The 26,666-nt window shown below is 70.3% G+C and carries 25 protein-coding genes and 2 pseudogenes; 8 read left to right on the forward strand and 19 right to left on the reverse strand.

Translation table 11 applies throughout. From position 1 onward, the window contains the following. Positions 1-7: 7 nt before the first annotated feature. Positions 8-1,408, reverse strand: coding sequence for a dihydropyrimidinase (gene hydA, locus OG520_RS07275; RefSeq protein WP_406012612.1), 1,401 nt, complete (start codon positions 1,406-1,408; stop codon positions 8-10). A 338-nt stretch (positions 1,409-1,746) separates the two neighbouring features. Here hydA and OG520_RS07280 point away from each other — a divergent pair, with 338 nt between their 5' ends. Continuing rightward, positions 1,747-3,633 carry an alkaline phosphatase family protein gene (locus tag OG520_RS07280; RefSeq protein ID WP_406012613.1) on the forward strand — a complete coding sequence of 629 codons (1,887 nt, stop codon included), beginning with the start codon at positions 1,747-1,749 and terminating at the stop codon, positions 3,631-3,633. A gap of 164 nt (positions 3,634-3,797) precedes the next feature. After that, positions 3,798-4,853 carry an MFS transporter gene (locus OG520_RS07285; RefSeq protein ID WP_406012614.1) on the forward strand — a complete coding sequence of 352 codons (1,056 nt, stop codon included), beginning with the start codon at positions 3,798-3,800 and terminating at the stop codon, positions 4,851-4,853. Positions 4,854-5,087: 234 nt separating this feature from the next. On the opposite strand, the pseudogene OG520_RS07290 reads toward OG520_RS07285, so the two are convergent. From OG520_RS07290 to OG520_RS07305, 4 genes and pseudogenes are all read right to left on the reverse strand, one after another. Further along, positions 5,088-5,555, reverse strand: a pseudogene (locus OG520_RS07290) (hydantoinase/oxoprolinase N-terminal domain-containing protein); the annotation flags it as partial. Positions 5,556-5,658: 103 nt separating this feature from the next. Next, positions 5,659-5,946: a nuclear transport factor 2 family protein gene (locus OG520_RS07295; protein ID WP_406012615.1), complete on the reverse strand. Its 288-nt coding sequence runs from the start codon at positions 5,944-5,946 to the stop codon at positions 5,659-5,661. Between the two features lie 43 nt (positions 5,947-5,989). Next, positions 5,990-7,273 carry an aspartate aminotransferase family protein gene (locus OG520_RS07300; protein WP_406012616.1) on the reverse strand — a complete coding sequence of 428 codons (1,284 nt, stop codon included), beginning with the start codon at positions 7,271-7,273 and terminating at the stop codon, positions 5,990-5,992. Beyond that, positions 7,270-8,112: a nitrilase-related carbon-nitrogen hydrolase gene (locus tag OG520_RS07305; RefSeq protein WP_385328394.1), complete on the reverse strand. Its 843-nt coding sequence runs from the start codon at positions 8,110-8,112 to the stop codon at positions 7,270-7,272. Before OG520_RS07305 ends, OG520_RS07300 begins: the two co-directional genes overlap by 4 nt. Before the next feature lie 277 nt (positions 8,113-8,389). Between OG520_RS07305 and OG520_RS07310 the strand changes: the two genes are divergently transcribed. The 3 genes from OG520_RS07310 (at position 8,390) to OG520_RS07320 (ending at position 12,207) form a co-directional block, all read left to right on the forward strand. Next, complete coding sequence (locus OG520_RS07310; RefSeq protein WP_406012617.1) at positions 8,390-9,658, forward strand: aminotransferase class I/II-fold pyridoxal phosphate-dependent enzyme; 1,269 nt, start codon at positions 8,390-8,392, stop codon at positions 9,656-9,658. A 114-nt stretch (positions 9,659-9,772) separates the two neighbouring features. Next, positions 9,773-10,867, forward strand: coding sequence for a Rieske 2Fe-2S domain-containing protein (locus OG520_RS07315; RefSeq protein ID WP_406012618.1), 1,095 nt, complete (start codon positions 9,773-9,775; stop codon positions 10,865-10,867). A 149-nt stretch (positions 10,868-11,016) separates the two neighbouring features. Continuing rightward, positions 11,017-12,207, forward strand: coding sequence for a serine/threonine-protein kinase (locus tag OG520_RS07320; protein ID WP_406012619.1), 1,191 nt, complete (start codon positions 11,017-11,019; stop codon positions 12,205-12,207). Between the two features lie 43 nt (positions 12,208-12,250). On the opposite strand, the gene OG520_RS07325 is transcribed toward OG520_RS07320, so the two are convergent. Both OG520_RS07325 and OG520_RS07330 read right to left on the reverse strand, forming a co-directional pair. Further along, a complete protein-coding gene (locus OG520_RS07325; RefSeq protein WP_406012620.1) occupies positions 12,251-12,688 on the reverse strand; it encodes a hypothetical protein in 438 nt (145 codons plus the stop codon). A 553-nt stretch (positions 12,689-13,241) separates the two neighbouring features. Further along, entirely contained in the window at positions 13,242-13,511 is a 270-nt protein-coding gene (locus OG520_RS07330) for a helix-turn-helix domain-containing protein (protein ID WP_406012621.1), read from the reverse strand. Between the two features lie 41 nt (positions 13,512-13,552). Between OG520_RS07330 and map the strand changes: the two genes are divergently transcribed. Continuing rightward, positions 13,553-14,320: a type I methionyl aminopeptidase gene (map, locus tag OG520_RS07335; protein ID WP_406012622.1), complete on the forward strand. Its 768-nt coding sequence runs from the start codon at positions 13,553-13,555 to the stop codon at positions 14,318-14,320. Positions 14,321-14,348: 28 nt separating this feature from the next. Here the strand turns inward: map and OG520_RS07340 are convergent, their stop codons facing one another. From OG520_RS07340 to OG520_RS07375, 8 genes and pseudogenes are all read right to left on the reverse strand, one after another. Beyond that, complete coding sequence (locus tag OG520_RS07340; RefSeq protein ID WP_266429036.1) at positions 14,349-15,077, reverse strand: glycoside hydrolase family 75 protein; 729 nt, start codon at positions 15,075-15,077, stop codon at positions 14,349-14,351. Positions 15,078-15,255: 178 nt separating this feature from the next. Next, the gene (ggt, locus tag OG520_RS07345) at positions 15,256-17,064 is read right to left on the reverse strand and encodes a gamma-glutamyltransferase (protein WP_406012623.1); all 1,809 of its coding nucleotides are present in this window, start codon (positions 17,062-17,064) and stop codon (positions 15,256-15,258) included. Positions 17,065-17,252: 188 nt separating this feature from the next. Next, positions 17,253-17,393 (reverse strand): hypothetical protein, encoded by a 141-nt coding sequence (locus OG520_RS07350; protein ID WP_399333070.1) that lies wholly within the window; start codon positions 17,391-17,393, stop codon positions 17,253-17,255. Continuing rightward, positions 17,389-17,541 (reverse strand): annotated as a pseudogene (locus OG520_RS07355) (IS701 family transposase); the annotation flags it as partial. The pseudogene OG520_RS07355 and the gene OG520_RS07350, both read right to left, overlap by 5 nt. 53 nt (positions 17,542-17,594) lie before the next feature. Then, positions 17,595-18,107, reverse strand: coding sequence for an Ig-like domain-containing protein (locus OG520_RS07360; RefSeq protein ID WP_406012624.1), 513 nt, complete (start codon positions 18,105-18,107; stop codon positions 17,595-17,597). A gap of 212 nt (positions 18,108-18,319) precedes the next feature. After that, positions 18,320-19,336, reverse strand: a complete 1,017-nt coding sequence (locus tag OG520_RS07365; protein ID WP_406012625.1) for an IPT/TIG domain-containing protein — start codon at positions 19,334-19,336, stop codon at positions 18,320-18,322. A 151-nt stretch (positions 19,337-19,487) separates the two neighbouring features. Next, positions 19,488-20,234, reverse strand: a complete 747-nt coding sequence (locus OG520_RS07370) for an IPT/TIG domain-containing protein (RefSeq protein WP_399332954.1) — start codon at positions 20,232-20,234, stop codon at positions 19,488-19,490. Positions 20,235-21,149: 915 nt separating this feature from the next. Beyond that, positions 21,150-21,536: a winged helix-turn-helix transcriptional regulator gene (locus OG520_RS07375; RefSeq protein ID WP_399332956.1), complete on the reverse strand. Its 387-nt coding sequence runs from the start codon at positions 21,534-21,536 to the stop codon at positions 21,150-21,152. A gap of 103 nt (positions 21,537-21,639) precedes the next feature. Between OG520_RS07375 and OG520_RS07380 the strand changes: the two genes are divergently transcribed. Next, positions 21,640-22,263 (forward strand): NAD(P)-dependent oxidoreductase, encoded by a 624-nt coding sequence (locus tag OG520_RS07380; protein WP_399332958.1) that lies wholly within the window; start codon positions 21,640-21,642, stop codon positions 22,261-22,263. On the opposite strand, the gene OG520_RS07385 is transcribed toward OG520_RS07380, so the two are convergent. Beyond that, the gene (locus OG520_RS07385) at positions 22,244-22,435 is read right to left on the reverse strand and encodes a hypothetical protein (RefSeq protein ID WP_406012626.1); all 192 of its coding nucleotides are present in this window, start codon (positions 22,433-22,435) and stop codon (positions 22,244-22,246) included. The two genes, OG520_RS07380 and OG520_RS07385, sit on opposite strands and share 20 nt — an antisense overlap. A 20-nt stretch (positions 22,436-22,455) precedes the next feature. Further along, positions 22,456-22,596, reverse strand: a complete 141-nt coding sequence (locus tag OG520_RS07390) for a hypothetical protein (RefSeq protein WP_406012627.1) — start codon at positions 22,594-22,596, stop codon at positions 22,456-22,458. Between the two features lie 161 nt (positions 22,597-22,757). Between OG520_RS07390 and OG520_RS07395 the strand changes: the two genes are divergently transcribed. Then, positions 22,758-23,183 carry a LysR substrate-binding domain-containing protein gene (locus OG520_RS07395; RefSeq protein ID WP_406012628.1) on the forward strand — a complete coding sequence of 142 codons (426 nt, stop codon included), beginning with the start codon at positions 22,758-22,760 and terminating at the stop codon, positions 23,181-23,183. A 437-nt stretch (positions 23,184-23,620) separates the two neighbouring features. Here the strand turns inward: OG520_RS07395 and OG520_RS07400 are convergent, their stop codons facing one another. Then, a complete protein-coding gene (locus OG520_RS07400; RefSeq protein WP_399332965.1) occupies positions 23,621-24,409 on the reverse strand; it encodes an SAM-dependent methyltransferase in 789 nt (262 codons plus the stop codon). Between the two features lie 656 nt (positions 24,410-25,065). After that, entirely contained in the window at positions 25,066-26,238 is a 1,173-nt protein-coding gene (locus OG520_RS07405; protein ID WP_406012629.1) for a cytochrome P450, read from the reverse strand. Between the last annotated feature and the right edge of the window lie 428 nt (positions 26,239-26,666).

The following is a 26,666-nucleotide window of genomic DNA, read 5'->3' on the forward strand; positions in this document are numbered from 1 at the left end:
GGTGCTCCTAGTCCAGGTACTGACAGGTGGCGCGCGGGGTGTAGCTGCCGTGTCCGGCCCGGCCGGTGAACTTCCGTGCGTCGATGACGACTTCACCGCGCGAGAGGACCGTTTCGACCTGGCCGGTGATCCGTTTTCCCTCGTACGCCGAGTAGTCGACGTTCATGTGATGGGTCTCGGCGGAGATGGTCTGTTCGGCGGTCGGGTCGTAGATCACGACGTCGGCGTCGGCGCCCGGGGCGATGGTGCCCTTCTTCGGGTAGAGGCCGAACATCCGGGCCGGGGAGGCGCAGGCGATCTCGATCCAGCGGCGGCGCGAGATGTGACCGTCCACGACCGCCTGATGGAGGAGGTCCATCCGGTTCTCCACGCCGGGCATCCCGTTGGGGATCTTGGAGAAGTCGCCGCGGCCCATCTCCTTCTGGCCGGAGAAGCAGAAGGGGCAGTGGTCGGTGGAGACGACCTGGAGTTCATTGTTCCTGAGCCCCCGCCAGAGCGCTTCCTGGTGCTCCTTGGGCCGCAGCGGGGTGGAGCAGACGTACTTGGCGCCCTCGAAGTCCGGCTCGGCCAGATTGTCGGTGGAGAGGAAGAGGTACTGCGGGCAGGTCTCGCCGAAGACCGGAAGTCCCTTGTGGCGGGCGGCGGCCACCTCGGCGACGGCCTCGTCCGCGGAGACGTGCACGACGTAGAGCGGGGAGCCGGCGACGCGGGCCAGCTGGATGGCGCGGTGGGTGGCCTCGGCCTCCAGTGCCACCTTGCGTACGTCGCCGTGGTGGCGCGGGTCGGTGCGGCCTTCGGCCAGGGCCTGTTCGACGAGTACGTCGATGGCGATGCCGTTCTCCGCGTGCATCATGATCAGGCCGCCGTTGTGGGAGGCCCGTTGCATGGCGCGCAGGATCTGGCCGTCGTCGCTGTAGAAGACGCCGGGATAGGCCATGAACAGCTTGAAGGAGGTGACGCCCTCCGACACCAGCAGGTCCATCTCCTTGAGCGTGGACTCGTTCACATCGGAGAGGATCATGTGGAAGGCGTAGTCGATGGCGCATGTGCCGTCGGCCTTCGCGTACCAGGCGTCGAGACCTTCGCGGACCGCGTGGCCCACGGACTGGATGGCGAAGTCGACGATCGTGGTGGTGCCGCCCCAGGCGGCCGCCCGGGTGCCGGTCTCGAAGGTGTCGGCGGCGTAGGTGCCGCCGAACGGCATCTCCATGTGCGTATGCGCGTCGACACCGCCCGGGATGACGTATTTGCCGGTGGCGTCGATCCTCCGGTCGGCGCTCCAGCTCTCGGCCGCGTCGGTGCCGTGCGCCGCGAGGGCCACGATGCGGCCGCCCTCGATGAGTACGTCGGCATGGATTTCGTCGGACGCGGTGATGACGAGACCACCGTGGATGACGGTGCGGCTCATGTACCCCTCCTCACTGTGGCGGAATGGGTCTACGCACGTAGACAAGGTGCGTGATGAAGAACGTAGAAGTGGGTTACCCACTGTGGCAATACCGCTGCCACTAACCGCTGAAGACGTTTCTGTTTCATCCACCCGGCACTCCACCGGCCCACAGCCGCGACGACGCCCACGACCGCCGCAAGATAACGAAATGATGACGGGTCTGGTCCACATGTTGAGTACGGTTCATGCGCCCGTCCTTTACGCGGGGTGGTTCGATCACCACCGACGGCGAGCCTCGGACACATCACCGGACGCCCCCGATGTCCGGTGACCACCGACCGATCCCGGAGGATCACGTGTCCCTGTCGCGCTCCGCGCGTACGGTGCTGGCCGCCGCCACCGTCGCCGCCGTCGCACTGCCGCTCGCCACCACCGCCGCCCACGCCCAGGGTTCCAAGGCCCCGGCCGCCGGCCCGTACGCCGACCTGCCATCGGGCACCAAGCAGGCGAAGACGCTGGTCATCGGCATCGACGGCGCCACCTTCGACTCCTTCTCGCGCGCCGACGTACCGAACCTCAAGCAGCTGATGGTCAAGGGCCTGACCGCCCGGAGCAACCTCTACGCCGACCCGATGGCCCCGACCGTCTCCGGCGCCGGCTGGTCGTCCATCGCCACCGGCGTCTGGCCCGACAAGCACAACGTGAAGGACAACAACTTCACGGCGCCGAACTACGGCCGGTACCCGGACTACGCGACCCGTCTGGAGACCGCCGACCCGGCCACGTCCACCCTGGTCGTCGGCACCTGGAGCCCGATCCCCCAGATCGTCTTCGGCGCGAAGACCGATCTGCGGATCGCGGGCGGCAACGACGAGGGCACCACGGCCAAGGCCGCCGACTACCTCGCGCACGGCAACCCCGACTCCACCTTCGTCCACCTCGACGAGGTCGACGGCGCCGGCCACAGCACCGGCTCCGCGAGCGACGCCTACCTCAAGGCCCTGAACACCGCCGACGCCCAGGTCGGCCGGCTGCTCGACGCCGTGACCTCGCGGCCGACGTACGCGAAGGAGGACTGGCTCGTCGTCATCACCGCCGACCACGGCCACACCCCCACCGGCGGGCACGGCGGCAACACCCCGCTGGAGCGCGGCACGTTCGTGATCGCCCAGGGCAAGGGCATCCGGCCCGGTTCGGTGCGCGACGACGTCAAGATCACCGACATCGCGCCCACGGTCCTGCGCCACGAGGGCGTCGCCACCGACCCCGCCTGGAACCTCGACGGCACCTCGCTCGCCGAGCTGAAGCCGGACGCCTTCGACGCGCTGCGCCCCTCGCTCCGCGCGCCCGTCGACGAGACCAAGCTCCCGGCCGACGCCAAGGGGTGGACCAGCACCGCGCCCGAGGGCTGGTCCATCGACAACTCGAAGATGCCGGCCGGCGGCGTCACCGAGTGGCGTGGCTGGTCCTTCGCCACGGACGAGTTCTGGACCAACGCCGAGCGCGGCCAGGGCCGCGAGACGAACGTCCGCGCCCGCAATGTGTTCGCGGTCGCCGACTCCGACGAGTGGGACGACAAGGCGCACGGCGCCGGACAGTTCGACTCCACCCTGGTCGGCCCCGCGTACCGGCTGAACGGCGCGGCGAGGGCGACCGTGTCGTACGCGACGAACTACCGGGTCGACGGTCCGCAGACCGGCGATGTGTACGTCTCGTACGACGGCGGCACCCCGCAGCTCGTGAAGTCCTACCGGGCCGACAGCAACACCGTCGAGCGTCTTGAGCTCGCCGTCCCGGCAGGCGCGCGGACGACCCGGCTGAGCTTCCGCTACACCGGCACGAACAGCGCCTTCTGGACCATCGACCAGGTCGCCTTCGGCCAGCCCGCCCCGCCCTCCCAGCTCGCCGTCGCCTCGCTGGAGGCCGACACGAAGCTCCTCGGCAGGCCCGGCTCCGACGCGGCCTGGAAGGTCACCGCGAACGGTGTGGTGAAGACCGCGCAGGGCAGGCCGGTGAAGGGCGCGAAGGTCACGGCCGAGCTGACGGCCGGCGGCAAGGTGCGGAAGCTGACCGGCACGACAGGGAAGGACGGCTCCGTCCGCTTCGGGGCGACGGTGCGCCGGGGTGTCGCCGAGGCCACGCTGAAGGTCACCGATGTGCGCTACCAGCACCTCGCGTACTACGGCGAGCTCGACCCGGTCCACAGCCTGGACCTCACCCGCCCCACCGGCCACCGGGGCTGACCGACCGGCCGGGCCCCGGAACCATGGACCGGGGCCCGGCCGCGACGTACCCACCGGCCCCGGCCCCGGCGCGCCCGCGCCGGGTTACCGTGGCAGTTCCCGCCGGTACGGCCCCCTCCACAGGCCGCCGGGGCACACAGCACAGCGGCCCTCCACTCTCCTGGGTGAGCGCGACAACTGCACGTTCCGGTGCAACCGGAGAACCTCTGGAGACGAGGCCGGGCGGAGCCGCCGACCTGCGGCCCATCGGTTCCTTCTTCGAGGTCATGCCGTTCGGACGCGCCCATGTCCTGGCGGCGCTGGCCCTGTTCATGGCCTTCGTCATCGATTCGGGGGAGCAGCTCGCCCTCGTCCATGTCTCCGGCGATCTCGGCGACGCGTTCTCCATCGACACCGGCCGGATCGACTGGGTGCTGTCCGCCGTCGCACTCGGCATGATCCCCGGTGCGCTGGTCTGGGGTCCGGTCTCGGACCGGATCGGCCGGCGCGCGGTGTGTCTGTGGAGCCTGTCCGCCTACGGAGTCGTCGCGCTGGCCTCCGCCTTCTCCCCGAATTTCACGGTCCTGCTGGTCACCCGGGTGTTGTCGGGTCCGGCGCCGGCCGGGATCTACACGGTCACCTTCCCTTACTTCCTGGAGCTGCTGCCGTCCCGGATGCGTGGCCGGGCCGCGGTCCATCTGTCGATCGGCCGGCCGATCGGGGTGCTGGCCGCGGTCGGCGTGAGCGTATCCGCGCGCTGGGCTTCGATCCCGACGACACGTCACAGCGGCTGGCACTGCATCTGGCGTGCCAGGTCCTGCTGCGCGACAGGGGCGCGGCGCCCTGAGGACCGTCCTTTCGCGGCTCCGTCCGCCGTCGGCCTGAGCGCGGGGAGCCGGGACACGGCAGTGGCGGAAGAACCCACCGGGGTTCTTCCGCCACCGTCCCGGCCGGCCCGTCAGGCGCCGTACACGGCCTCCGCGTGTCCGGCCGTCAGCAGACCCTGCCGGACGTCCTCGGCCACTGCCTCGGCCGCCCGCTCCCCCGCCGGGCCGAAGCCGCCGCCACTCTCGCAGCGCCGCACACCGCCCTCGCGCACACTCAGCGCGTTGGCCTTCAGCAGTGAACGCCGGTCGTCGCGACCCGGGTTGAGCGTCACCCGCGGTGCGGCCCCCGCGGTACCCCCGAAGTCTTCGGCGGCGGGCTCGGCGGGACCTGCGAGCGGCACGGTCAGGGTGTAGTCCTGGCCCTCGTACCGCATGTCGACGGCGTGCTCGATACGGTGCCGCTCGGCCGGTACGCCCTGCTCGGCCAGGGCCGGTGTACGCCTCCAGGACGGCGGAAGAGGTGCGTTCGTACTCGCGCCATTCGCGGGCCACCTGGTGGGAGAGCACGATCATCACATCGTCGCCGAGCTCCTCGGCGAGGATCTCGCCGGCCCGCAGTTCATGGGCGGGGTTCACGTAGGAGAACAGCAGCGCGACGGCGCCGAAGCCCTCGTCGCGGGCGCGGCGGGCCGCGGCCCGTACGGCGGCCTCGTCGAGCGGGGCCAGCTCGGTGCCGCGCGAGTCGAAGCGGCCGCCCGCCTCGGCGGTGGCGTACCGGTCCACGAGCGGCACGGGCTTGCGGTAGTGCAGGTCGAACATGCGGTCCCGTTTGCCACGGGCGATCTGGTAGACGTCGCGCAGCCCGGCCGAGGCGAGCAGCAGGACGCGGGCGCCCTTGCGTTCCAGCAGGGCGTTGAGGCCCTGGGTGGTGCCGTGGACGAAGAAGGAGATGTCGGCGGGGTCGTCGACCGCCCGGCCCAGCGAGGAGAAGACGCCCTCGGCGAGGTCTCCCGGTGTGGTGGGGGTCCTCGCCGCTTCGAAGGTGCCGCGCGTCTCGTCGTACGCGACGACAACGGTGAATGTGCCACCGATGTCCATGGCCACCCGGTAAGTCATGTCGCCTCCGGGCTCTCTCAGGGGACTGACGTGACGCTATCGGCGGGGCGCGGCGGCCGGCTGCGCACGGTGCACGGGGTCCGGCCGTGCGCAGCGCCCGGGGTCAGCCGACTGGGCCCGGCTGCCGCACGTCCTCGTGGAGGTGGACGATCCGCCAGGACGCCGCGGCCCGGTGCAGGATCACGGTGTTCCGGATGAGCTCGGGACGGTGCGGGACGCCGTCCGGGGCGGGGGCGAAGTCCACCCGGAGCCAGAAGCGCAGGACCGCGATGTCGCCGAAGACGTCGATGGTGCGGTCGTACGCGGTGAGGCCGGTCTCCTGCGGCCCCTCACCCGCCGCCGGACGGGCGTCGCGGATCCTGAGCGGATCCGGGGGTGCGACGGCGGCCAAGCTGCACAGCCGCCGGCCGGGCCGCCGCCCGCACCCCCGTCGCTCATTCCACCGAGCGGAGGGCCTCGGCCAGGATCTTCGCGCCCTCTTCCGCCTCCGGGATGGTCAGGGTGAGCGGTGGTGCGATCCGCAGCACGCTGGTGTTGTGGCCGCCGCCCTTGCCGATGAGCAGACCGCCCTCGCGGGCCGCTTCGAGTACCGCCGCGGCCGCCTCCGGGTTCGCCTCGTCGGTGCCGGGCTTCACCAGCTCGATGCCGATCATCAGGCCCCGGCCGCGCACTTCGCGTACGCACTCGAAACCCGCGCCGATCGCGCGCAGCCGCTCGATCAGCAGACCGCCGACGCGCCGGGCGTTGCCTTGGAGGTCGTGTTCGAGGAGGTAGGAGAGGTTGGCGAGACCGGCCGCCATGGTGACCGGGGAGCCGCCGAACGTCGAAATGGAGTTGGCATCGAGGCAGTTCATGACGTCGGCGCGGGCCACGACACCGCCGATCGACATACCGTTCCCGATGCCCTTGGCGAAGGTGAGGATGTCCGGCGGCCCGTTCTCGCCGTGTGCCTGCCAGCCCCAGAAGTGTTCGCCGGAGCGCCCCCAGCCGGTCTGCACCTCGTCGGAGATCCACAGGACGCCGTGCCGGTCCAGGACCCGGCGGAACGCCGCGTAGAGGCCGTCGGGCGGTGAGGTGAATCCGCCGACACCCTGGATGGGTTCGGCGATCAGGGCGGCCGGTGCCCGGGTGTGCCCGAGCAGGTCCTCCAGATCGGCGACACACGCCTGGATGAACTCCGCGTCACCGAGATGCGCGTACGGCCCCCGGGTACGGACGCCGCCGTGCACGTACAGCGTCTGCAACGGCGACAGGCTGGTCGGTGACCAGGCGTTGTTGCCGGTGATGGAGACCGCGGAGAACGATCTGCCGTGGTAGCTGTTGCGCATCGCGAGGATCTGGTTCGACCTGCGGTACGCGGTGGCGAGCAGCAGTGCCGTGTCGTTGGCCTCGGTACCGGAGGTGGTGAAGAAGACCCGGGCGTCCGGGATGCCGGAGAGCGTGGCGACGCGTTCGGCCAGCTCGATCATCGGCCGGTTGAGGTAGAGCGTGGAGGTGTGGATGATCCGGCCGGCCTGCTCGCCGACCGCCTTGGTCACCTCGGGCAGGGCGTGGGCGGTCATGGTGGTGAGGATGCCGCCGAAGAAGTCGAGATAGCGCCTGCCGTCGGCGTCCCAGACGTGCCGGCCCTCGCCGTGGGTGATCTCCAGTGGGTGCTTGTAGTAGAGCGACAGCCAGTCGGGGCTGACGGCGAGATGGCGATGGTGCAGGCTGCTCACGGCTCGACCAGTCCTTCGTACGCGTCGGGGCGGCGGTCCCGGTAGAACGCCCACTGCTGCCTGACCTCGTCGATGAGGCCGAAGTCGAGGTCGCGGACGACGAGTTCCTCCTCCTTGTCGCTGGCGACCTCACCGACGAACTGGCCACGCGGGTCGACGAAGTAGCTGGTTCCGTAGAAGTCGTTGTCGCCGTACTCCTCCTGGCCGACGCGGTTGATCGCGGCGACGAAGTACTCGTTGGCGACGGCGGACGCGGGCTGTTCCAGCTGCCAGAGGTAGCTGGAGAGGCCGCGCGAGGTGGCGGACGGGTTGTACACCAACTGGGCGCCGTTGAGCCCGAGTTGACGCCACCCCTCGGGGAAGTGCCGGTCGTAGCAGATATAGACGCCGACCTTGCCGACGGCGGTGTCGAAGACCGGCCAGCCGACGTTTCCGGGCTTGAAGTAGTACTTCTCCCAGAACCCCTTGACCTGCGGGATGTGGTGCTTGCGGTACTTGCCCAGATAGGAGCCGTCGGCGTCGATCACGGCGGCGGTGTTGTAGTAGAAGCCGGACTGCTCGACCTCGAAGACCGGCACGACGATCACCATGCCGGTCTCGCGGGCGAGTTCCTGCATCCTGCGGACGGTCGGCCCGTCCGGAACGGCCTCGGCCCAGCGGTAGTGCTCGGGTTCCTGCACCTGGCAGAAGTAGGGGGCGTTGAACACCTCCTGGAAGCCGATGATCTTCGCGCCCTGCCGGGCGGCCTCGCGCGCATGCTCCTCATGCTTGGCGATCATGGATTCGGTGTCGCCGGTCCAGGTCGCCTGGACGAGTGCGGCGCGAACGACTTGGGACATGAGCTGCTCCTTCGACGCGGCGTCAGAGAGCCTCAACGCTTTTCTACGCCCGTAGACACGTGCGTAGAGGAGAACGTAAGCCCCGTCACACAGCGGGGCAAGACCATCGCCGTGAACCGGCGGAGTCGATCATGTTTCGCACCCGTGCGGTCCACACGTCCATCGTCTTTCCACCCCGGAGAGGACGGCTCACGCCTCCCGGGCCATGGGCCCCGCGCGCCGGTTTGTATTCTCGGCAGGCGCCCCCGTCCGAGCGGCACCTGCGAGAGGAAACACCATGACCACCGAGCTGAGCCCCGACGCCCTGTCCGGACTCCTCGACCGGGCCCGTCAGGACTACCAGGACCTGGCGGGACTCGGACTCTCGCTCGACCTCACCCGGGGCAAGCCGGCCCCCGAGCAGCTCGACCTCTCCGAGGACCTGCTGAGCCTGCCGGGCGGACGGCACACCTCCGCCGACGGCACGGACGTACGCAACTACGGAGGACTGCAGGGGCTGCCGGAGCTCCGGGAGATATTCGCCGGGGTGCTCCAGGTGCCGGCCGACCAGCTGCTCGCGGCCGGGAACTCCAGCCTTGAGCTGATGCACGACTGCCTGGTGCACGCCCTGCTGAGCGTGCTGCCGGGCGCCGAGTCGCGCTGGGTGGATCAGGAACGCATCGCGTTCCTGTGTCCGGTGCCCGGCTACGACCGGCACTTCGCGCTCTGCGAGCGCTTCGGGATCGACATGATCCCGGTGCCGATGACGGCCGAGGGCCCGGACATGGAGGCCGTGGAACGGCTCGTCGCCGAGGACCCGGCGGTCAAGGGCATCTGGTGCGTGCCGAAGTACAGCAACCCGGACGGCGCCTGCTACAGCGACGCGACCGTGGCCCGCCTCGCCTCGATGAGCACCGCCGCTCCCGACTTCCGGATCTTCTGGGACAACGCCTACGCCGCCCACCACCTCACCGACGAGCCCGTCGAGATCGCCGATCTGCTCGCCGCCTGCGCCGGGGCCGGTAACCCGGACCGGGCGTTCGTGTTCGGCTCCACCTCGAAGATCACCACGGCGGGCGCGGGCGTCGCGTTCTTCGGCTCGTCGCCCGCGAACCTCCAGTGGCTGCTCGGCAACAACGCCATGCGTTCGATCGGCCCGGACAAGGTGAACCAGCTGCGGCATGTCCTGTTCCTGCGCGACGCCGACGGGGTGCGGGGCCACATGGAGCGCCAGCGCGCCCTGCTCCAGCCCAAGTTCGAGGTGGTGGCCCGGATCCTGGACGCCGAGCTCGACGGCACCGGGCTCGCGACCTGGACCTCGCCCAAGGGCGGGTACTTCGTCACCCTGGAGGTGCCGGACGGCTGTGCCAAGGAGGTCGTACGCCGTGCCGCCGAGGCGGGCATCGTGCTGACCCCGGCCGGTGCCACGCACCCGTACGGCGACGACCCGCGCGACGCGGTCATCCGGATCGCGCCCAGCTACCCGGGGCTCGCGGAGCTGGAGCAGGCCATCGCGGGGCTCGCCGTCTGCGTCAGGCTGGTGGGGTACGAGCAGCGGGCACACTGACCACTCCGTCAACTCCCTCCCCAGTGTTTCCCGTTCGAGTGATGTGCGGCATTTAGGGAGGATTCCGGAACGGTCTGGGCAGTCTCCAGGCGATCGAATCCGGAAGGGGCAGTGGTGGGACAGTCACGCGAGTACGGGCGCGCCATCAGCGAGGGGCCGACACCGGCCGATGCTGCGGGCGCGCCCGCCCTTCCCTATCCGAGCGGCTGGTCCGCACTGGCGTTCTCCGAAGAGCTGCGGCCGGGGACCGTGCTCACCCGGCCGCTCGCGGGTCAGGACGTGGTGCTGTACCGGCTCGGCACGGGAGCGGTCCGCGCCATCCGTCCGTACTGCCCGCATCTGGGCGCCCATCTCGGTCTGGCGAAGGTCGACGGGGACGATCTCGTCTGCCCCTTCCACTTCTTCGCGTTCGGCCCGGACGGCACGTGCGTGCGTACGGGATATGACACGCCGCCCCCGAGGTCGCCGTTGTCGCAGCTGCCGGTGCACGAGGTCAATGGCGCCGTGTTCGTCTGGCGGCACCACGACGGCCGGGCTCCGGACTGGTTCGTTCCCGACTGGCACGAGATCGGTCACCGGCCTGCGCGGCACGCGGCCTGGGAGTTGGCCGGCAATGTCCAGGAGGTCATCGAGAACTCGGTGGACCTCGGGCACTTCGCCACCCTGCACGGCTGGGACAGGGCCGAGATCGGCGGCCCCGTGGTCTATGACGACGCCGCGTTCCACGTGTCCATGCGGGCCCACGAGTCGGCGCCGCTCCTGGGCAGCTTCGTCGTCGACGTGGAGGTGGACGGCTACGGACTCGGCTGTCTACACGCCGACGTGCACACGCCCCGGCTGGGGCTGCGGATGTGCACGATGGTGATGCCGACGGCCATCGCTCCCAACCGGATGCAGTTCCGGCAGCTCAACCGCATCGCCTTCACCGAGCCCGCCCGGCTGCCGGCCCCGCTCGCCCGTGCGGTGAGCCGGACCGCGGCCAGGCTGCTGGACCGCGCCGTCTTCCGGTCCAGTTGCGAGTTCACCGCCGCGGACTTCCCGATCTGGCATCACAAGCAGTACCAGCAACCGCCCCGGCTCGCTCCCGGCGACGGCCCGATCGGCCCGTTCCGGCGCTGGGCCCGGCGGTTCTACCCCCCGCCGCCGGGAAAGGGCCGGGTGATGCGGCCCGATCACGTCGAGCAGGCCGACGGGGCCGAAGTGCCTTGAGAGCGGCCCCTGTCGAATGCCCCGTCCGATCAGGGATTTGAGGATCCCGGACCGGATCGACGTACGCGGCCCGTCCCGGACCTGTGCCGAACAGAGCAGTGTGCCTCAGTCATACTGGGTGCCGGAGCACAGGGGGAGGCATACAGCGCATGGGGTACGGGGCGGACGGTGTCGGCCTGCCGGAGCGCATCGGCGGGTACGCCGTGGAGCGCGAGTTGGGGGCCGGCGGGATGGGCACCGTCTATCTGGCGCGTTCGCGCGGCGGGCGCGCGGTGGCCGTGAAGGTGGCGCGCTCGGAGCTCGCGTCCGACCCGCACTTCCGGGAGCGGTTCCGCGCCGAGGTCGCGGCCGCGCGCAGCGTGGGCGGCTTCCACACGGCCCCGGTGGTGGACGCGGACCCGGCCGCCGCGGCGCCCTGGCTGGCCACGGCGTACGTTCCCGGGCCCACGCTCGCCGCGCTACTGGAGGCCGAGGGGCCGATGGACGAGGCGCGGCTGCGGCAGCTGGGCGCGGCGCTCGCCGAGGCACTGGCGGCGATCCACGGCTGCGGCCTGGTGCACCGTGACCTGAAGCCCGGGAACATCATCATGGCCTCGGACGGCCCGCGGGTGCTGGACTTCGGTATCGCGCGGGCGCTGGAGTCGACCCGTCTGACGGCCACCGGTGTGGCCTTCGGAACGCCGGGGTTCCTGGCGCCCGAGCAGGCTCAGGGGCAGGAAGTGAGCGGCGCCGCGGACGTGTTCGCCCTGGGTGCCGTGCTCGTCGCGGCGGCGGGCGGCAGCGCGTTCGGGGCGGGCACGCCGATGGGCCTGATGTACCGGTCGGTGCACGAGCCGCCGGATCTGACCGCGGTGCCGGACAGCCTGCGGCCGGTCCTGGAGTCGTGCCTGGCCAAGGACCCGGACCAACGGCCCGCGCCGGAGGCCCTGTTGGACCTCTTCGTGCCGGACACCGTGACGTACTCGCCCACGGTCGCGGTACCCCCGCCGCCTTCCTACGCACCGTCCGACGCCGTCCCGTGGCACCAGGCCCCGACCGAACACACCCCCGTGGCCAACACATCGGACGACGGCGACCTCGCCTTCGTGGCGGTGGCTCCGGAGAGTTCGCTCCTTATCGACGCCTCGGGCGTCGCGCTCCACTCGGCGGCCGGGGACATGGAGTTCGCCTGGGCCGGGATCAGCGCCGTCGAGTACGCGGCCGAGGGCCCCAAGCACCTCCAGGTCACCGTCCGCCTCCACGACGGCACCACCCACCGGTGCCTGCTCGCCGCGCGCAGGCGGGCCCGTCTGCGGGAGTGGCTGGAGGACCTGCCGCTGATCCTGGAGTGCTTCACGTAGCCGCCGCGAGTGGCGCAGTGCGGCCGGGGTCCTTCGTTCCGGATCAGGCCGGGTTCGCGATGCCCGCCACCCGCAGTGCGTGGACGACATCCCGCTCCCTGGCCGGCGACACCGCTCGGGCCGCGGCCGGCAGTCGCGGTACGAGACGGTGCGGATCACCCGCCGCGACCCGAGCCGCGTCCTGCGGAGTCCGTACCCGGATGAAGGCGCCCAGCAACGCCTGCGCCCCGTGCCCCGCCCGCTCCAGGGCCGCCACCGCATCGGCGATCTCCCCGGCCGGCCTCGCCACACCCTGGCGCAGCAGCTGCGCGCAGTCGTCGGGGCGTCCCGTGGCACCCAACGCGGCGGCAGCCGCGGCCAGTTCGGCGGGCGGCAGCGAGGACACCTCCCACAGCAGGGTCGCCCAGTCGGCGTCGAGGCCCGCACGGTGCAGCTCGACGGCGAGTGCCGGCAGCCGATCGGCGGGCCGGCCGCCTCGCACAGCACGACATGCGCCTCGCCGCTGCGGCCCCCGACCCGCAGCCGGATCGGCCGCTCGACGACCGCCGCTGCGGCCCGGCGGGTCTCGGGGTCCGGGGCGACGGCGCGGGCGGGGGCCGCGGATGCGTCGTCGGCCGGGGCGGCGGCGAAGCGGGCTCCGCGTGGCACGGCGGCCGTGGCCGGTGGGACGGGCAGGACGGGAGCGGTCACGGCCGGGACGTCGTCCGCGTCATCCGCATCGAGCCCCGCGAACCGGGCACCGCGTGGCTTCCCGCGCCTGGCTGCGGGTGGCCGGGGAACCGGGAGCGTGACTTCCGGGCCGCGCTCGGGTGCGGCCGCCTCCACCCGCGCCGCCCTCTCCGCATCGGACGAGTCCCCGTGCACCGGTTCGGCTCCCCGGCCCGGTCCGGCTCCTCCGTGCGGAACCGGCCCGCAGGCATTCGACATCAGCCGTGTCACGACGCGGCTACGCACACTTTTCGGGCGCGATGCGGCCGAAGCGCGAAGGCCGCACCGCACCACCGTCCGAGCGCCCCGCCCGGACCGCCAGGGACCTACCCGGCCAGCGGCACCACGTCCGGCTCCGGGGCGCAGCGGGCGAGGATCTCGTCCATCGAGAGCCCGAGCGCCCCGGCCAGCGCCGCGACCGTGAAGAAGGCAGGGGTGGGAGCGCGTCCCGTCTCGATCTTGCGCAGCGTCTCGGCGGAGATTCCGGCGCTCGCCGCGATCGCGACCATGCTGCGTCCGCCGCGCGCCTCGCGCAGCAGCACGCCGAGGCGTTCGCCGCGACGGCGCTCTTCCGGGGTCAGGGGCGTTCGTACCATCCCGTCATTCTAATACCGCTCCGACCGGTATAGTAATTGGCATGGTGCAACTCAAGACAGACACATCCATCGAAGCGATGCGCGAGACCGGCCGGGTCGTGGCGCAGCTCCTGACCGCCGTACGGGAAGCGGCGGCGGTCGGCGTCTCCTTGCGCGAACTGGACGAGGTGGCCCGCGGGGTCCTGCGTGACGCGGGCGCCGGGTCACCGTTCCTGAACTACCGGCCGCATTTCGCGCCCACCCCCTTCCCCGCCGTCATCTGCGCGTCGGTCAACGACGCGATCGTGCACGGCGTCCCCACCGACCAACGACTGCGCGACGGCGATCTGGTGAGCATCGACGCGGGCGCGACGCTGGGCGGCTGGGCCGGCGACTCGGCGATCAGTTTCACCGTCGGGCGCGCCAGGCCCGCCGACACCCGGCTCGTCGAGACGGCCTTCGAAGCACTGGAGGCGGGCATCGCGGCGGCGGTCGTCGGCAATCGGATCGGCGACATCGCGCATGCGATCGGCACAGTCTGCCGCAGCGCGGGATACGGCATTCCGGAGGGGTTCGGGGGCCACGGCGTGGGCCGCTCGATGCACGAGGACCCGGCCGTCCCCAACGAGGGACGACCGGGTCGCGGCATGCCGTTGCGGCACGGAATGGTGCTGGCGATCGAGCCGATGCTGATCGGCAGCGGCAAGGATGCCTTCCATCCGGACCGGGACGGCTGGACACTGCGCACGTCGGACGGCAGCCGCGCCGCACACGCCGAGCACACCGTGGCGATCACCGACGACGGCCCGCGCATCCTGACCGCACTGTGACGCCCCGGGCCCTGGAGCCCGTCCGGCCCTAGTTGTTCTGGATGAACTGCTTGGCGAGGGCGTCACCGGCGGTGACGGCGGCGCTGTGGCTCTCGATCGGCGACACCTTGGAGTTCTTGAACAGGATGTAGGTGACGCCGGACTCCGCGCCGCCGGTCTCCGGGTCCGGGTCGATGCCGAGGGCCTTGGCGGTGGCGTACGAGGCCTCACCGATGATCTTGTTGGGGCCGGTGTCACCGACGACCGCGTACTCGACCTGGTTGTTGTAGATGACGGCGACGACGCCACCGCCCTTGATGCCGGCATCGCCGTAGTTCCAGATGCTGCTGACACTCGGCACGACAACGTACGGCAGCTTCTCGGCGTTCAGTGGCTTTCCGGCGGAGGTGGGGAACGCCGTGTCGTTCTGGAACCACGGGTCGGTGTCCTTGTTGCAGGCGGTGGTGATCTCGCCGTCGCAGTCGATGTCCATGTCGGCCTTCCAGAACACGGCACCGTTCTTGCCGCAGACCGGTATGGTCGCCGAAGTCTCCTCGTCCGTACGGTACTTGCCGTTGGATATCTGAGAACACGAGGTGACCTTGGCCAGCAGATCGGCCGCGCTGACAGACCCCTCCTTGAGGTCCGCCCCGGACCGGCCCGCAGGGGCGGGGTCCGCGCCCCGGGCCGGGTCGGCGTGGGCCGCCGGGGTCAGGGTGACGGCCGCGAGCAGGGCGGCGCCGGAGGCGGCAGCGAGGGCGAGCGTTCGGGTACGCACAGTGGGGGTGCCCTTCCATTAGGAAACTTTCCTTACCGACGCGCTCAACATGGCCCCGGGCGGATACCTCCGTCAAGACCACGGGGCTGGTTCCTCATGAATGAACACAAGGAACCAGCCCCGCATGGAACGTTATTGACGCATCGTCATTCGCGGCTCAGCCAACGGCCGTCGGCCGTCACGGGCGTCCGCTCGGCTTCACGACCATCGCCGATCCCCCGCCCCGGCGCACCGTCTCCGCGGCGGCCAGCCACCGCCCGTCCGGCAGTCGCTGCACACCCGTCGCCGCCCCGATCTCGGGGTTGAGCTTGAAGTCATGTCCCAGCGACTCCAGTTCCGCCCGGACCGGACTGTTCCACAGCTCGGGTTCGAGCTCTGTCATCGCCGAGTTGCGCTGGCTGGCGCGCGGTGCCGCGATGGCGTCGACCAGCGGGAGCCCCCGGTCGACCGTGCCGATGAGCGACTGGAGGACAGTCGTGATGATCGTGGCACCACCGGGCGACCCCAAGGCCAGCACCGGCTCGCCGTGCTTCAGCACGATCGTCGGCGAGATGGACGAACGCGGGCGCTTGCCCGGACCGGGCAGATTCGGGTCGTGGACCGCGGGGTCGGCGGGCGCGAACGAGAAATCCGTCAGCTCGTTGTTGAGCAGAAAGCCCCGCCCCGGCACGGTGATACCGCTGCCACCGGTCTGCTCGATCGTCAGGGTGTACGCGACGACGTTGCCCCACTTGTCGGCCGCGGTCAGATGGGTGGTGTTCTCCCCCTCGTACGTCGTCGGGGCGGCCCTTCCACCGGTCTTGCAGTCCGCCGGGTGCCTCGGGTCGCCCGGTGCGAGCGGGCTGGACAGCACCGCGTCGTCCTTGATCAGGCATTCCCGCGCATCGGCGAACCGCTGACTGAGCAGTTCCCGCGTCGGCACGTCCTCGAACGCAGGGTCGCCCACCCACCGCCCGCGGTCCGCGAACGCGATCCGGCTCGCCTCGATGTAGCGGTGCAGATACCGCGCCTCGCTCGCCCGCGAAAGGTCCGTGGACTCAAGGATGTTGAGCGCCTCGCCGACGCTGGTGCCGCCGGACGAGGAGGGTGCCATGCCGTACACGTCAAGGCCCCGGTAGCCGGTCTTCGTCGGGGCCTGCCGCAGCGCCCGGTAGGACCGCAGGTCCTTCGCGGTGAGATCCCCGGGCCGCACCACCCGGGTGGACTTCGGGTCGACGGGCGGGTTGCGCACGGTCCGTACTATGTCGTCGGCCAGCTCGCCCCGGTACAGCTCGTCGACGCCCTCGCGGCCCACCTGTTCGTAGGTGCGCGCCAGGTCGGGATTCTTGAACACGGAGCCGACCACCGGCAGTTGGCCGCCGGGCAGGAAGAGCTTCCTGGTCGCCGGGAAGTCGGCGAACCTGGCCTGGTTGCCCTCGGTCTGCGAGCGGAAGGTGCTGTCGACGACGAAGCCGTCCCTGGCCAGCCGCTCGGCCGGTTTCAGCACCTGCCGCAGCGACTTGCTTCCCCAGGTGTCGAGCGCGGTGTCCCAGGTCGCCGGGGTACCCGGGGTGCCCACGGCGAGTCCGCTGGTCACGGCCGCGTCAAAGGCGAGCGGCTTGCCGTTCTCCAGGAACAGCGAGGAGTCCGCGCTGCGCGGCGCGGTCTCCCGGCCGTCGATCGTCTCCACGGTGTGCCTCTTGGCGTCGTAGTAGACGAAGTAGCCGCCTCCGCCGAGGCCTGCCGAGTAGGGCTCGGTCACACCGAGCGCCGCCGCGGTCGCCACCGCTGCGTCCACCGCGTTGCCGCCCTTGCGGAGCACCTCGATACCGGCGGCCGAGGCATCTGCGTCGACACTGGCCACCGCCCCTCCGTAGCCCACCGCGACAGGTGACTTGGGCGGTGCCGCCGACGGTGGCGCGGACGAGGACGGGGCAGCGGCCCCGATCGTGACGACAGCGGCGAGAACGGCTGACAACGACACATTCCGCGCAACGGAACGTCGCATGCGCACCTCCAGTGCAGGATCGTCCGCGCAGGGTAACGCCGTCCCGCCCACTCCGTCAGGACCGCCGTAATGCCGAGACCGAACGCCCCCGGACCGGGCCCGGTCCACCGGCGAAGATCCGGGGTGCTCCCCCTTCGAGGGCCCTGACGTGCGAGCCGTCGATCGCCGTTCGGGGACAAACGGAGACACTAGGAGCTTGGCGTACTCGATTGTTGTCCGCGCCTGAAATCGTGACTGAACGGGATCTTGTCGGCGGTCGCCGGGCGGACCATCGCCTGGGCCGTCGCCACCTTCGTCGCGAAACCGACCAGATCATCGATGCCGGCCATTCGTCCGCTCCAGCGGCGCCATCAGTCCCCGCAGATAGCCAAGCGCGGACTCACGCGGCTCCGACCTGCCGAACCGGTGCAGGGACCGCCCTTGCAGCGCGCTCAACTCACCTGCCCAAGAAAGGACCTCAGCGAGATCCCCACCCATGACAACACCAGCGATCGGCCTGCCCACCCGTCACGGCCACCACCGTTGCAGCACTAGCGGTGGTGCTGCTGGTTCCGGGACCCATGCCTGTGCCCGGAAATGTTGACGTTGTTGGTGATGTCGCCGACGGAGAAGTTGATCAGTCCACCGCAGGCGAGGAGACAGAAGCCGGGGGGCGGACCGGGCGGATTCGAGGCGGGCGTGGCCTGGGCGGTCGTGGTGTTGTTGGAGGCGCCGCAGTCCGCGTTGCCGTTGTAGGCGGCGGTGATGGTGTGCGCGCCGACGGTAGTGAATGTGGTGGTGTAGCTGGCCTGGCCGTTGGCGTTCACAGGCACGGTGTCGAGCTCGTCGCCGCCGTCGAAGAAGGTCACGCCGAGCCCGCCGGTGGGGTCGGCAGTGCAGTCGACCGTGGCCTGCAGTTGCACCGCGGTGCCCACCTCGGCGGACTGCGGAGTGGCCGTCACCGTGGTGCCCGACGATACGGCCCAGGCGGGCGAGGCCAGCCCCAGTACTGCGGCCAGGGCCGTGGCGACGACCAACTTCCCTCTGTGTTGTGTGATGCTCACCGGTTCGGCTCCTTGTTCTGTCGCCGGGCCCGCAGGGCGCGGGCGCCGTGCGGCTTCACGCTATGGCGATCTCCTTTGCCTTCCAGGGAAGCGGAGCCCACAAGTAACCTGGTTGGATCAGCAGCCTGGACCAGCTGTCGGGCAGCTGAGTGGGGGATGAGACAACGGGCTGTATGAGTTGTCTACGGCGCTTTTTCCCCGACATCCGAGTGTCAGATGCCCGGCGCGACGACCCGGGTGTAGGTCAGTCCGGGGCTGGTGCCGCCCGCCGTGGTGACGGTCACAGTGACCGGGCCTGCGGGGCCCGCGGGTGCGACTGCTGTGATCTGTGTGCCGGACGCGACGGTGAATGAGACGGCCGTACCCCCGAAGGTGACGGCCGAGGCGGTGGCCAGGTTCGTGCCGGTGAGGGTGACCACGGTACCTGCGGAGGTCGGACCGCTGCTGGGCACCAGCGCCGTCAGGGTGGGCGTGGCGACATAGGTGAAGGCAACAGGGTTGCTCGTGCCGCCCGGGGTGATCACCGTGATCGGTGAATTACCCGTTCCAGGCGGGGAGGTGGCCGTGATCTGTGTCGCCGACACCACGACGAAGGAGGCGGCGTCGGTGGCGCCGAAGCGGACGGCACCGGCGTTGAGCAGATTGCTCCCGGTCAGTGTGACCACCACGCCACCGGCTGTCGGCCCCTGGGCGGGGACGGCACTGTTGAGGACGGGAGGCGCGGCGTAGAAGAAGAATGCGTCCGGGGCACTGACGCCCCCTGGCGTCGTGACGGTCACCACGGCGGCCCCCGCACTTCCGGCGGGCGTCACGGCGGTGATCTGGGTGGCCGAGTTCACTATGAACGACGTCGCCGGGATCCCGCCGAAGGTGACCGCCGTGGCCCCGGTGAACCCGGTGCCCGTCAGAGTGACACTGGTGCCGCCCGACGTCGGACCGCTGCTGGGCGCCGCCCCGGTGACCACCGGCACCTGCGCCACGACATAGGTGAACGTCACCGAGTTGCTGTTGCCGGTCGGATGGACGACGGTCACCGCCGCCGCACCCGCGGCGTGGGCCGGGCTCACAGCCGTGATCTGGGTGGCCGAGTTGACGGTGAAGGAGGTGGCGTTGGTGCTGCCGAACCGCACGGCGGTGGACCCTGTCATCCCGGTACCGGTGAGGGTGACGGTGGTACCCCCGGCGGTGGGCCCTTGAGAGGGATTGATGGTACTGATCGTGGGCGGCATGAGGATGCTCCTATGGCAGCCTGGGCGAAGCCCGGGGTGACGCGGATACCGGTCCGGGCTGGGGGGAACCGCCGTAACTGGGGCGTCGGCGGAAGTGGCGGTCAAGGCACGCTGCCGCCCGGTGAAGACCGGGCGGCAGCGTGGGTGAGGGTCAGATGCCGGGAGCCGCGACGTAGGTGAACGCGCCGGCGGCCGTGTCGGATCCGGCCAGGTTGGTCACCACCACGTCGACCGCACCGGCAGTGCCGGGCGGGGTCACCGCCGAGACCGTGGTGGAGCTCACCACGGAGAACGGTGCCGGGTTGCCGCCGAAGGTGACCGAATCAGTGGTGCCGAGGTTGGTGCCGGTGATGGTCACACCCGTACCGCCGGACGTCGCCCCGGAGGCCGGCGTGACGGTGGTCACAGTGGGGACGTCCACGTAGGTGTAGGACAGACCGTTGTTCGTCCCGCCCGCGGTGGTCACGCTCACTCCGACGGGGCCCGCCGCTGCACCCGCCGGCACGGCGACGGTGAGCTGGGTGTCGGAGACGACCGTCGGAGTGGCGGCGTTGGCACCGAAAGACACACTGGTGGCTGTCGCCAGCCCAACACCGTTGATCGTGACTGTGTTGCCGCCCGCCAGGGGGCCGGAGGTCGGCCCGAGCGAGGACTTGAACGGGGCTCCGACGTAGAAGAACTGGACCGGGTTGCTCGTGCCGCCCGCGGTGGTCACGGTCACCCCGACAGGGCCGGTGCCCGAGGGCGATATGGCCGTGACCTGGGTCGGTGAGACGTTGGTGACGTTGGTGGCCGGCTTGGCGCCGAAGGTGACGGCGGTGGTGCCGGACAGATTCGTACCGGTGATGGTCACCAGCGTGCCACCGCCGGTGGATCCCTGGTTCGGAGAGATGGGCATGGAGCGACTCCTTGCTGACAGGACGGGACAGAGGACACAGCGGAACCGGGGGCCGCCGGGTCGACCTTCGCGAAGACCCTTGCGGGAAAGCGGGCGGCTGAACCGTGCCGTCGGGTCGACGGAGTTCCCTCGTAGGTGCACAAAGGAAGAACCGGCAGACACCGCCCTTTATCGTGTTCCCCGGTCATGGGATGGGCGGCCCACCGGTTCGCTGCCTCAAGTACTCCACAGGGAGCCACCTCTGACAAGGCGTCAATCACAGTGCTTGGATGGCAAAGCGAGCCACTGCGAGCGCCTGCGTACCACCGGCGTACGCTATCGACCTCCGCCTGGCACACAAAAAAGCCAGCCGGCACCGCGGAAGCGGCACCGACTGGCGATCCAACCCCCCGGGGTGCCCAGCGTGATCCCGGCGGACCTGCACCCTCCCCACGTGTGAAGGGCGACGATCCACCCCGGCACCACGCGCCCCGAGCGGTACTGCTGCCCATTGGTTGGATACCTTCAGTAACCCAACATCCCGGCATATGCCACAACCCCCGGGTCACCGTGTCACCCGTTTGGAGCAATCCTGCGGGGGCGAAGCTCACACCCCATCAGAAATTGACCAACCGGCGTGGCAAACACCTACGTGACCGGATGCCGCTATGACAGGCGGTCGTCGGGTGCCGTAGCGGCGCTCCGCGCAGGTCACGACGGTGGCGAGACCGGCAGGAAGCGAGAAGGTCATCCGCGGCGCCCTTGTCCCCTGGGAGGGCTTCGAGAGAGACGGTCAACCTGCCGATCCACATCGCTGCGAAGCCCCTGGCCACCTCGATCCCCACACCACTCAGGCTTGTGTCGCGCTCTCTCCCGATGAGGTCATTCGCCACGGTCGGCAGTTCGTCGACCGGCGCAGGACCACCGGCCGCCTCGTCATCCGGCGCGGTCGAGGCAGGTGGCGTTGTCGTACGACTCCCGGGCGTCGAGTAGTTCGTCCCAGTGCTTCTCCGCCCAGGCGCAAGCAACCGCCAGCGGTTCGAGCATGCTGCGGCCCAGCGGCGTCAGTTCGTACTCGACATGCGGGGTGGCCTCGGCGTACACGGTGCGCTTGACCAGACCATCTCGTTCGAGGGACCGCAGCGACTGGGTCAGGACCTTGGGGGTGACACGGCTCAGCGGCACGCGCAGCTCGGAGAACCGGCGCGGCCCGTGCTCGAGACAGCGGATGATGAGCGCCGCCCACTTGTCGCCGAATCGGATCGGATTGAGTGAGGACGGGCACAGTTCGTCGAACATGTCGGCGGGCAGCGGTTCCCTCATGGCCTCACCCTAGCCGGTATCCCAGTGGTAACCGAGGCCCTCGATAGCCTCCGAGAACTGGCCGGGGTGCACGGGCTCCGGCCCTCGTGAGAGGCGGTTCGTCATGAACATCGTGGTCTTCGGCGCCGGCGGCCGGGCCGGGCGGCAGGCTGTCGCGGAGGCGCACCGACGCGGACACCAGGTCACCGCGGTGGTGCGCGACCCTGCGAACCACAACGATCTGACCGACGTGCGGGTGGTGGCGGGCGACGTCACGGACACGGCGAGCATCGAGCATGTGGCCGCCGCGCATGACGCCGCCATCAGCGCCGCCGCGGACCTGTCCGTGCCACCACACGAGTTCTTCACCGCGTCGTCCCGCGCCCTGACCACCGGCCTGGCCGAAGCGGGCGTGCACCGCCTCGTGGTGGTCGGGCTCTCATCGGTCATGCCCGGTGCGTCCGGCGCTCCCCTGATGGACGAGCCGGGCTACCCGGACGAGTACCGCTCCTTCTCCCTCGGCCACGCGGCGGGCCTCGACGAGCTGCGGAGGTGCGACCTGGACTGGGCGTACATGGCCCCGGCGGGCGACTTCGACCATGAGGGCACGCGCACCGGCCGTTACCGGATCGCCGAGCATGGCGACCCGGCCAGCCGGATTACGTACGCGGACCTGGCAATCGCACTGATCGACGAGATCGAGGCGCCCCGCCATCACCGGGCCGCCGTCAGCGTGCGGGAGGCGTGACACCCGAGGTCCAGGACAGCCAGGGGCGCGGGGTGCTGCTCCGGCGGAGCAGCACCCGAGCACGCCGGCGGCGCCGACGGTCGGCAGGGACCATGGTCGCGTACTCGATGTCGCGGATGTGGTCGAGGAAGGAGTCCTGGATCTCGGAGAACTCGCTGACGGTGTCAGCCACGATTCTGTCCTTTTCGAGGATCAGCGGGAGACGGGGATGTCGGCTCGCTCAGCGGCGGCGTCCAGCGCGCCGTCCACCACGGCGGACGGCGCAGCGCCCCGCCGGGAGCGCAGACCGAGGGCGCTGATGACAGCGGCGACCACCGCCGCCGCGAACGGCACGAGCAGACCGGCCCGGTATCCATCCAGCAGCGCGGCAGGGGTGCCGCTCGCCGATCTGTACGGAATGCTGCGGAGAGGCGACTTCGACCTCCGGCTGACGGATTTCCCGGTGCACGAGGACGACTTGACCCGCCGGACCGACGCTCCTCGCCGAGGACAGGGTGCCGGCAGTCGCCACCGGGCATCCCCTGGCCGGACGGTCCACGGTGACGCCTGAGGACCTGGCCGGTGTGCCGTTGCTGACCATCGCGGGAGACGTTCCGGAGTACTGGCTGGAGCATCAGTTGCCGACGCGCACCCCCAGCGGCAGGCCGATCGAGCAGGGCCAGTCCGTCACCAACTTCCAGGAGGCACTGGCGCTCGTCGCGGGCGGCAGTGGGGCTCTGCCGGCAGGGGCCCACGTCGCCCTGTACCACGGCCGACCCGGGATCTGCTACGTCCCGGTGGAGGGGGACAAGCTCCTCGGATACGGCCTGATGTGGCGGTCCGGCGGCGGCAACCGGGCGATAGAGCTCTTCGGTCGCACAGCACGCGAGATCGCACGGGACATGGCTCCGGCCGATCCGAGGCGAGCGATACCCGGCTGATCGCCCCTGGGCGCCGGCCCGGGAGCAGACACCACCTCATCGTCGTCCACTGACGGATGGGTGGGTCCTGGGCGGAGTCGGTCTTCGGTTGGGTGCGGGCGTTGCGCCGACGGACGCAGGCCGCGACCGCGGCGCGGTCCGGCTGATCCGCTGCAGGCGGCGGCCCGCCTCCATACTGACCGGACGGACGAACACACTCGGCCGACGTCCCACGACCACCTCCGAGATCAGGTCCTGGAGACAGTCTGCTGCCCATCGGACGGGACATCGAATACCCACCCAACGATGCGGGACGAGCCACTGGTTGCGGACACGGCAGAGGTCGTCGTACCGGCCGAAGACGCCGCATCCCCTCGCCGAACTGCGGAGGTCGGTTCGTCAGGCCACGGCCGGTCCGGGGCCTCGGCCGTGGCCGGCGGGTGTGCAAGGGCCGCATATCACTTGCGGGCGACGAACCCCCACTGATCGACGGGCTCAGCACCATCTTCGCTCAAGCTCGCACGCCACAGGGAGATGGACCCGAATCCCGGTTCGACCAGTTCCATCCCGTCGGCACTCGCGAGGATCTCCTCGGGCCGGCGCACCAGGTAGGGCGGAGTGTCTCCGGCCGCATAGGCTTCCTGGGCTGCCAGCGTCTGGGGGGTGGCGACCGTGTCGCAGAGGACCAGGTAGCTGCCTGTCACCGTGCCCGCCATGTATCGGCGCATGAGGTCGATACCGGCCCGGGGTTCGACGTGTCCCAGCGTGGACAGCACCAGGACGGCCACGGGCTGTGTCATATCCAGGGTTCGGGACGCTTCCTGGAGTACTCGCTCGGCCTCCAGCATGTCCGCATGCACGTAGTCCGTCACCCCGTCCGGCGCGCTTGTCAACAGGGCGCGGGCGTGCGTCAGGACCAGCGGGTCGTTGTCGACGTAGACGATGCGTGCCTTCGGCTGGATGCTCTGGGCGACCTCATGGGTGCTGTTCTGGACGGGGAGCCCGGTTCCGATGTCGAGAAACTGGGTGATTCCCGCTTCGTCGGCCAGGTACCGCACCGCACGCGCCTGGAAGGCCCGTGACGCACGGGCGAGGTCCCGGGTCTGGGGGTAGCTCGCGATGACCTGGTCTCCCAGTTCCTGGTCGACCGGGTAGTGGTCCTTGCCTCCGATCCAGTAGTTCCACACGCGGGCCGAGTGCGGTACGCCGCTGCGGATCTGGGCCTCGAGCTCTGTCTGCTCAGTCATTTCGGTTCTCGTCTCGTAGTGTCCGAAGGGCAGCCGTGGCGGCCGGCGCCCCGTACTTGCCCCCAGGGACGAGGTCTCGGAAGGCCCCGTCACATCTGCGGCCAGACCAGGCCCCGCGGCCTTCCCAGGCCCGCTGCTGCTGAGCGAACGCCTCGGGTCGGCGCTCTACGAACAACAGCTGATCACGCAGGATCCGAAGGGCCGTCTCGCCCCCGTACATCCCAGGCCGACAGAGCGCCGGGTTCAGCTGATCGACAAGGTACCCGAACCGTTGCCTGCGTGGTCAGGCAGACCCAGCTCCGGTTGTGGACGACCGAGTTGACCTCCGCACGTGGCACCGGCAGCTATGGCCGCCGGCCCTGTGCGACCTTCAACTCGAGCCGGGCCGGATCGGCCTGAGCCGCCCCAGGCACGTACCGGCAACCGTCCGCGCCACGGCAGCGGTCACGGCCGTACGCATACGTCCGGACAACACGGTGCTTCCCCCTCGCCGCCGCACCACTCAGAGTCGCGGCGGGGCGTCCTGCTCTTCCCCCCGCGGCGAGTCGGACGCGGACGCGATCGTCCGGTGCTCCGGCGGTTCACCGGGGTTCCCGGTTGGTGTCGCCCGGTGGGGTCAGGTGCCGCAGGTGCCGCAGGCGTCGAGCAGCTGGGAGCTACCAGGTCGCGGGCAGGTGCCGGGGGCTTCGGGTGAGAGCACTCGTGTGCCACTCGACGGAGTCGACCGGCACGGTCAGGCGGAGGTTGGGGAGCCGAGTGGCCAGTCGGTGCAGGGCAAGGCGGAGTTCCGTGCGGGCCAGGGCGACACCCAGGCAGTAGTGCTGTCCTCCGCCGAAGGCGAGGGTGGGGTGTTCCAGTGGGGCGAACAGGTCGGCGAAGGGGTCGCCGGGGAAGGCCGCAGGATCGCGGTTGGCGGCGCCGCGGTCGAGGGTGACGAGGTCTCCGGCCCGGATGGTTGCCCCACCGATCTCCAGGTCTTCGGTGGCGCGCAGCGGGTTGAATCGCTTCGCGGGATCGTTGAGCGGGATCAGGTGTGTCAGGCGGTCGGCCAGTGCCCCGGCGGCTTCTTCGTCTCCGTCGGAGGCCAGGCGGGTCCAGTCCTGCGGGCGTTCGTCCAGGAGGTAGAGGAGGGCGTTGCCCAGCATGGTCACGGTGGTGTCGTAGCCGGCGACCGCGAGGGTGGTGACGAAGTTGACGAGTTGGGGTTCGGGGATGCCGCCTTCGCGGTCGGCGGTCTGTACAAGGGTGGTGATCAGGTCCGGGCCGGGGGTGCGTCGGCGTTCGGCCATGAGGCGGGTGGCGAATTCGGTGAATTCGCGTGCGGCCTCGGCGGTTTCGTCTTCGGGAACCGAGGGTTCGGGGAAGGCGAGTTCGGTCCAGCGCAGCAGCCGGGCGTCGTCCAGGTCGTGGATGCCCAGCAACTTGTTCATGACGGCGATGGGCAGGGGGCGGGTGTAGTGGTCGACGAGGTCTGCGGGTGGGCCGTGGTCGGCGAGGTCGGCGATGAACCGGTCGACCGTCTCGGCGACCATGGGCATCACGCGGCCGATCGCGCGAGGGGTGAAGGCGCCTTTGGCGGTGTGGCGCAGTCGCAGATGTCCGGTGCCGTCCTGCTTGGCCATGGCGTCGGGGGTGTCGGTGAGGGGCGAGGCGGCTTTCGTGGGCAGCAGGGCTCGGGTGAACCGGTCGTCGGCCAGCACCTGGCGGACGTCGTCGTAACGGGTGAAGTGCCAGGCGGGGCTGCCGTCGGGCAGTGTTGTGTGCTGGGGCGGGCCGGGGGCGGCGAACGTCAGCCGGTGCAGGGGAAGAGCGTCCTCGTTGGCGGTCATGGTCCTCCTGCCGTGCGGCGGCCGGTGACGCCGCGTCGGCGATGTTGGGTTCCCGTCCGTGCCTGCCCGTCACGTGACGATTACGCCGAGCGTGGAGTGGTGGCCATCGGCGGAGGAGCGGCGGAGTGGTCCCCGCGGCTTCTCACCTCGGCGTCTTCCGGCTCCTGGCACCCCGGGGCTGTACGGCTTCACACCGACACCTGACACAGCTTGAACACACAACGTAACATGTGACTACTTTCAGTGCTGTGCATGTTGTTGTCGTCCGCGGCCCTCACCCTCGCGGACACAGCGCAACTCACGGGACAGCCCTCAGGTCATGGTCTCCTCCATAGGGGCCGACCCCGCCGGTCGTCACCCGAAAGACCCACTCGTCGAGACATATCTCAGGGCCATGGACGAGGCCGATGAGAACCTGCTGCCCAGGC

Origin of the sequence: Streptomyces sp. NBC_00984, assembly GCF_045162475.1 — a bacterium.
Lineage (GTDB): Bacteria > Actinomycetota > Actinomycetes > Streptomycetales > Streptomycetaceae > Streptomyces.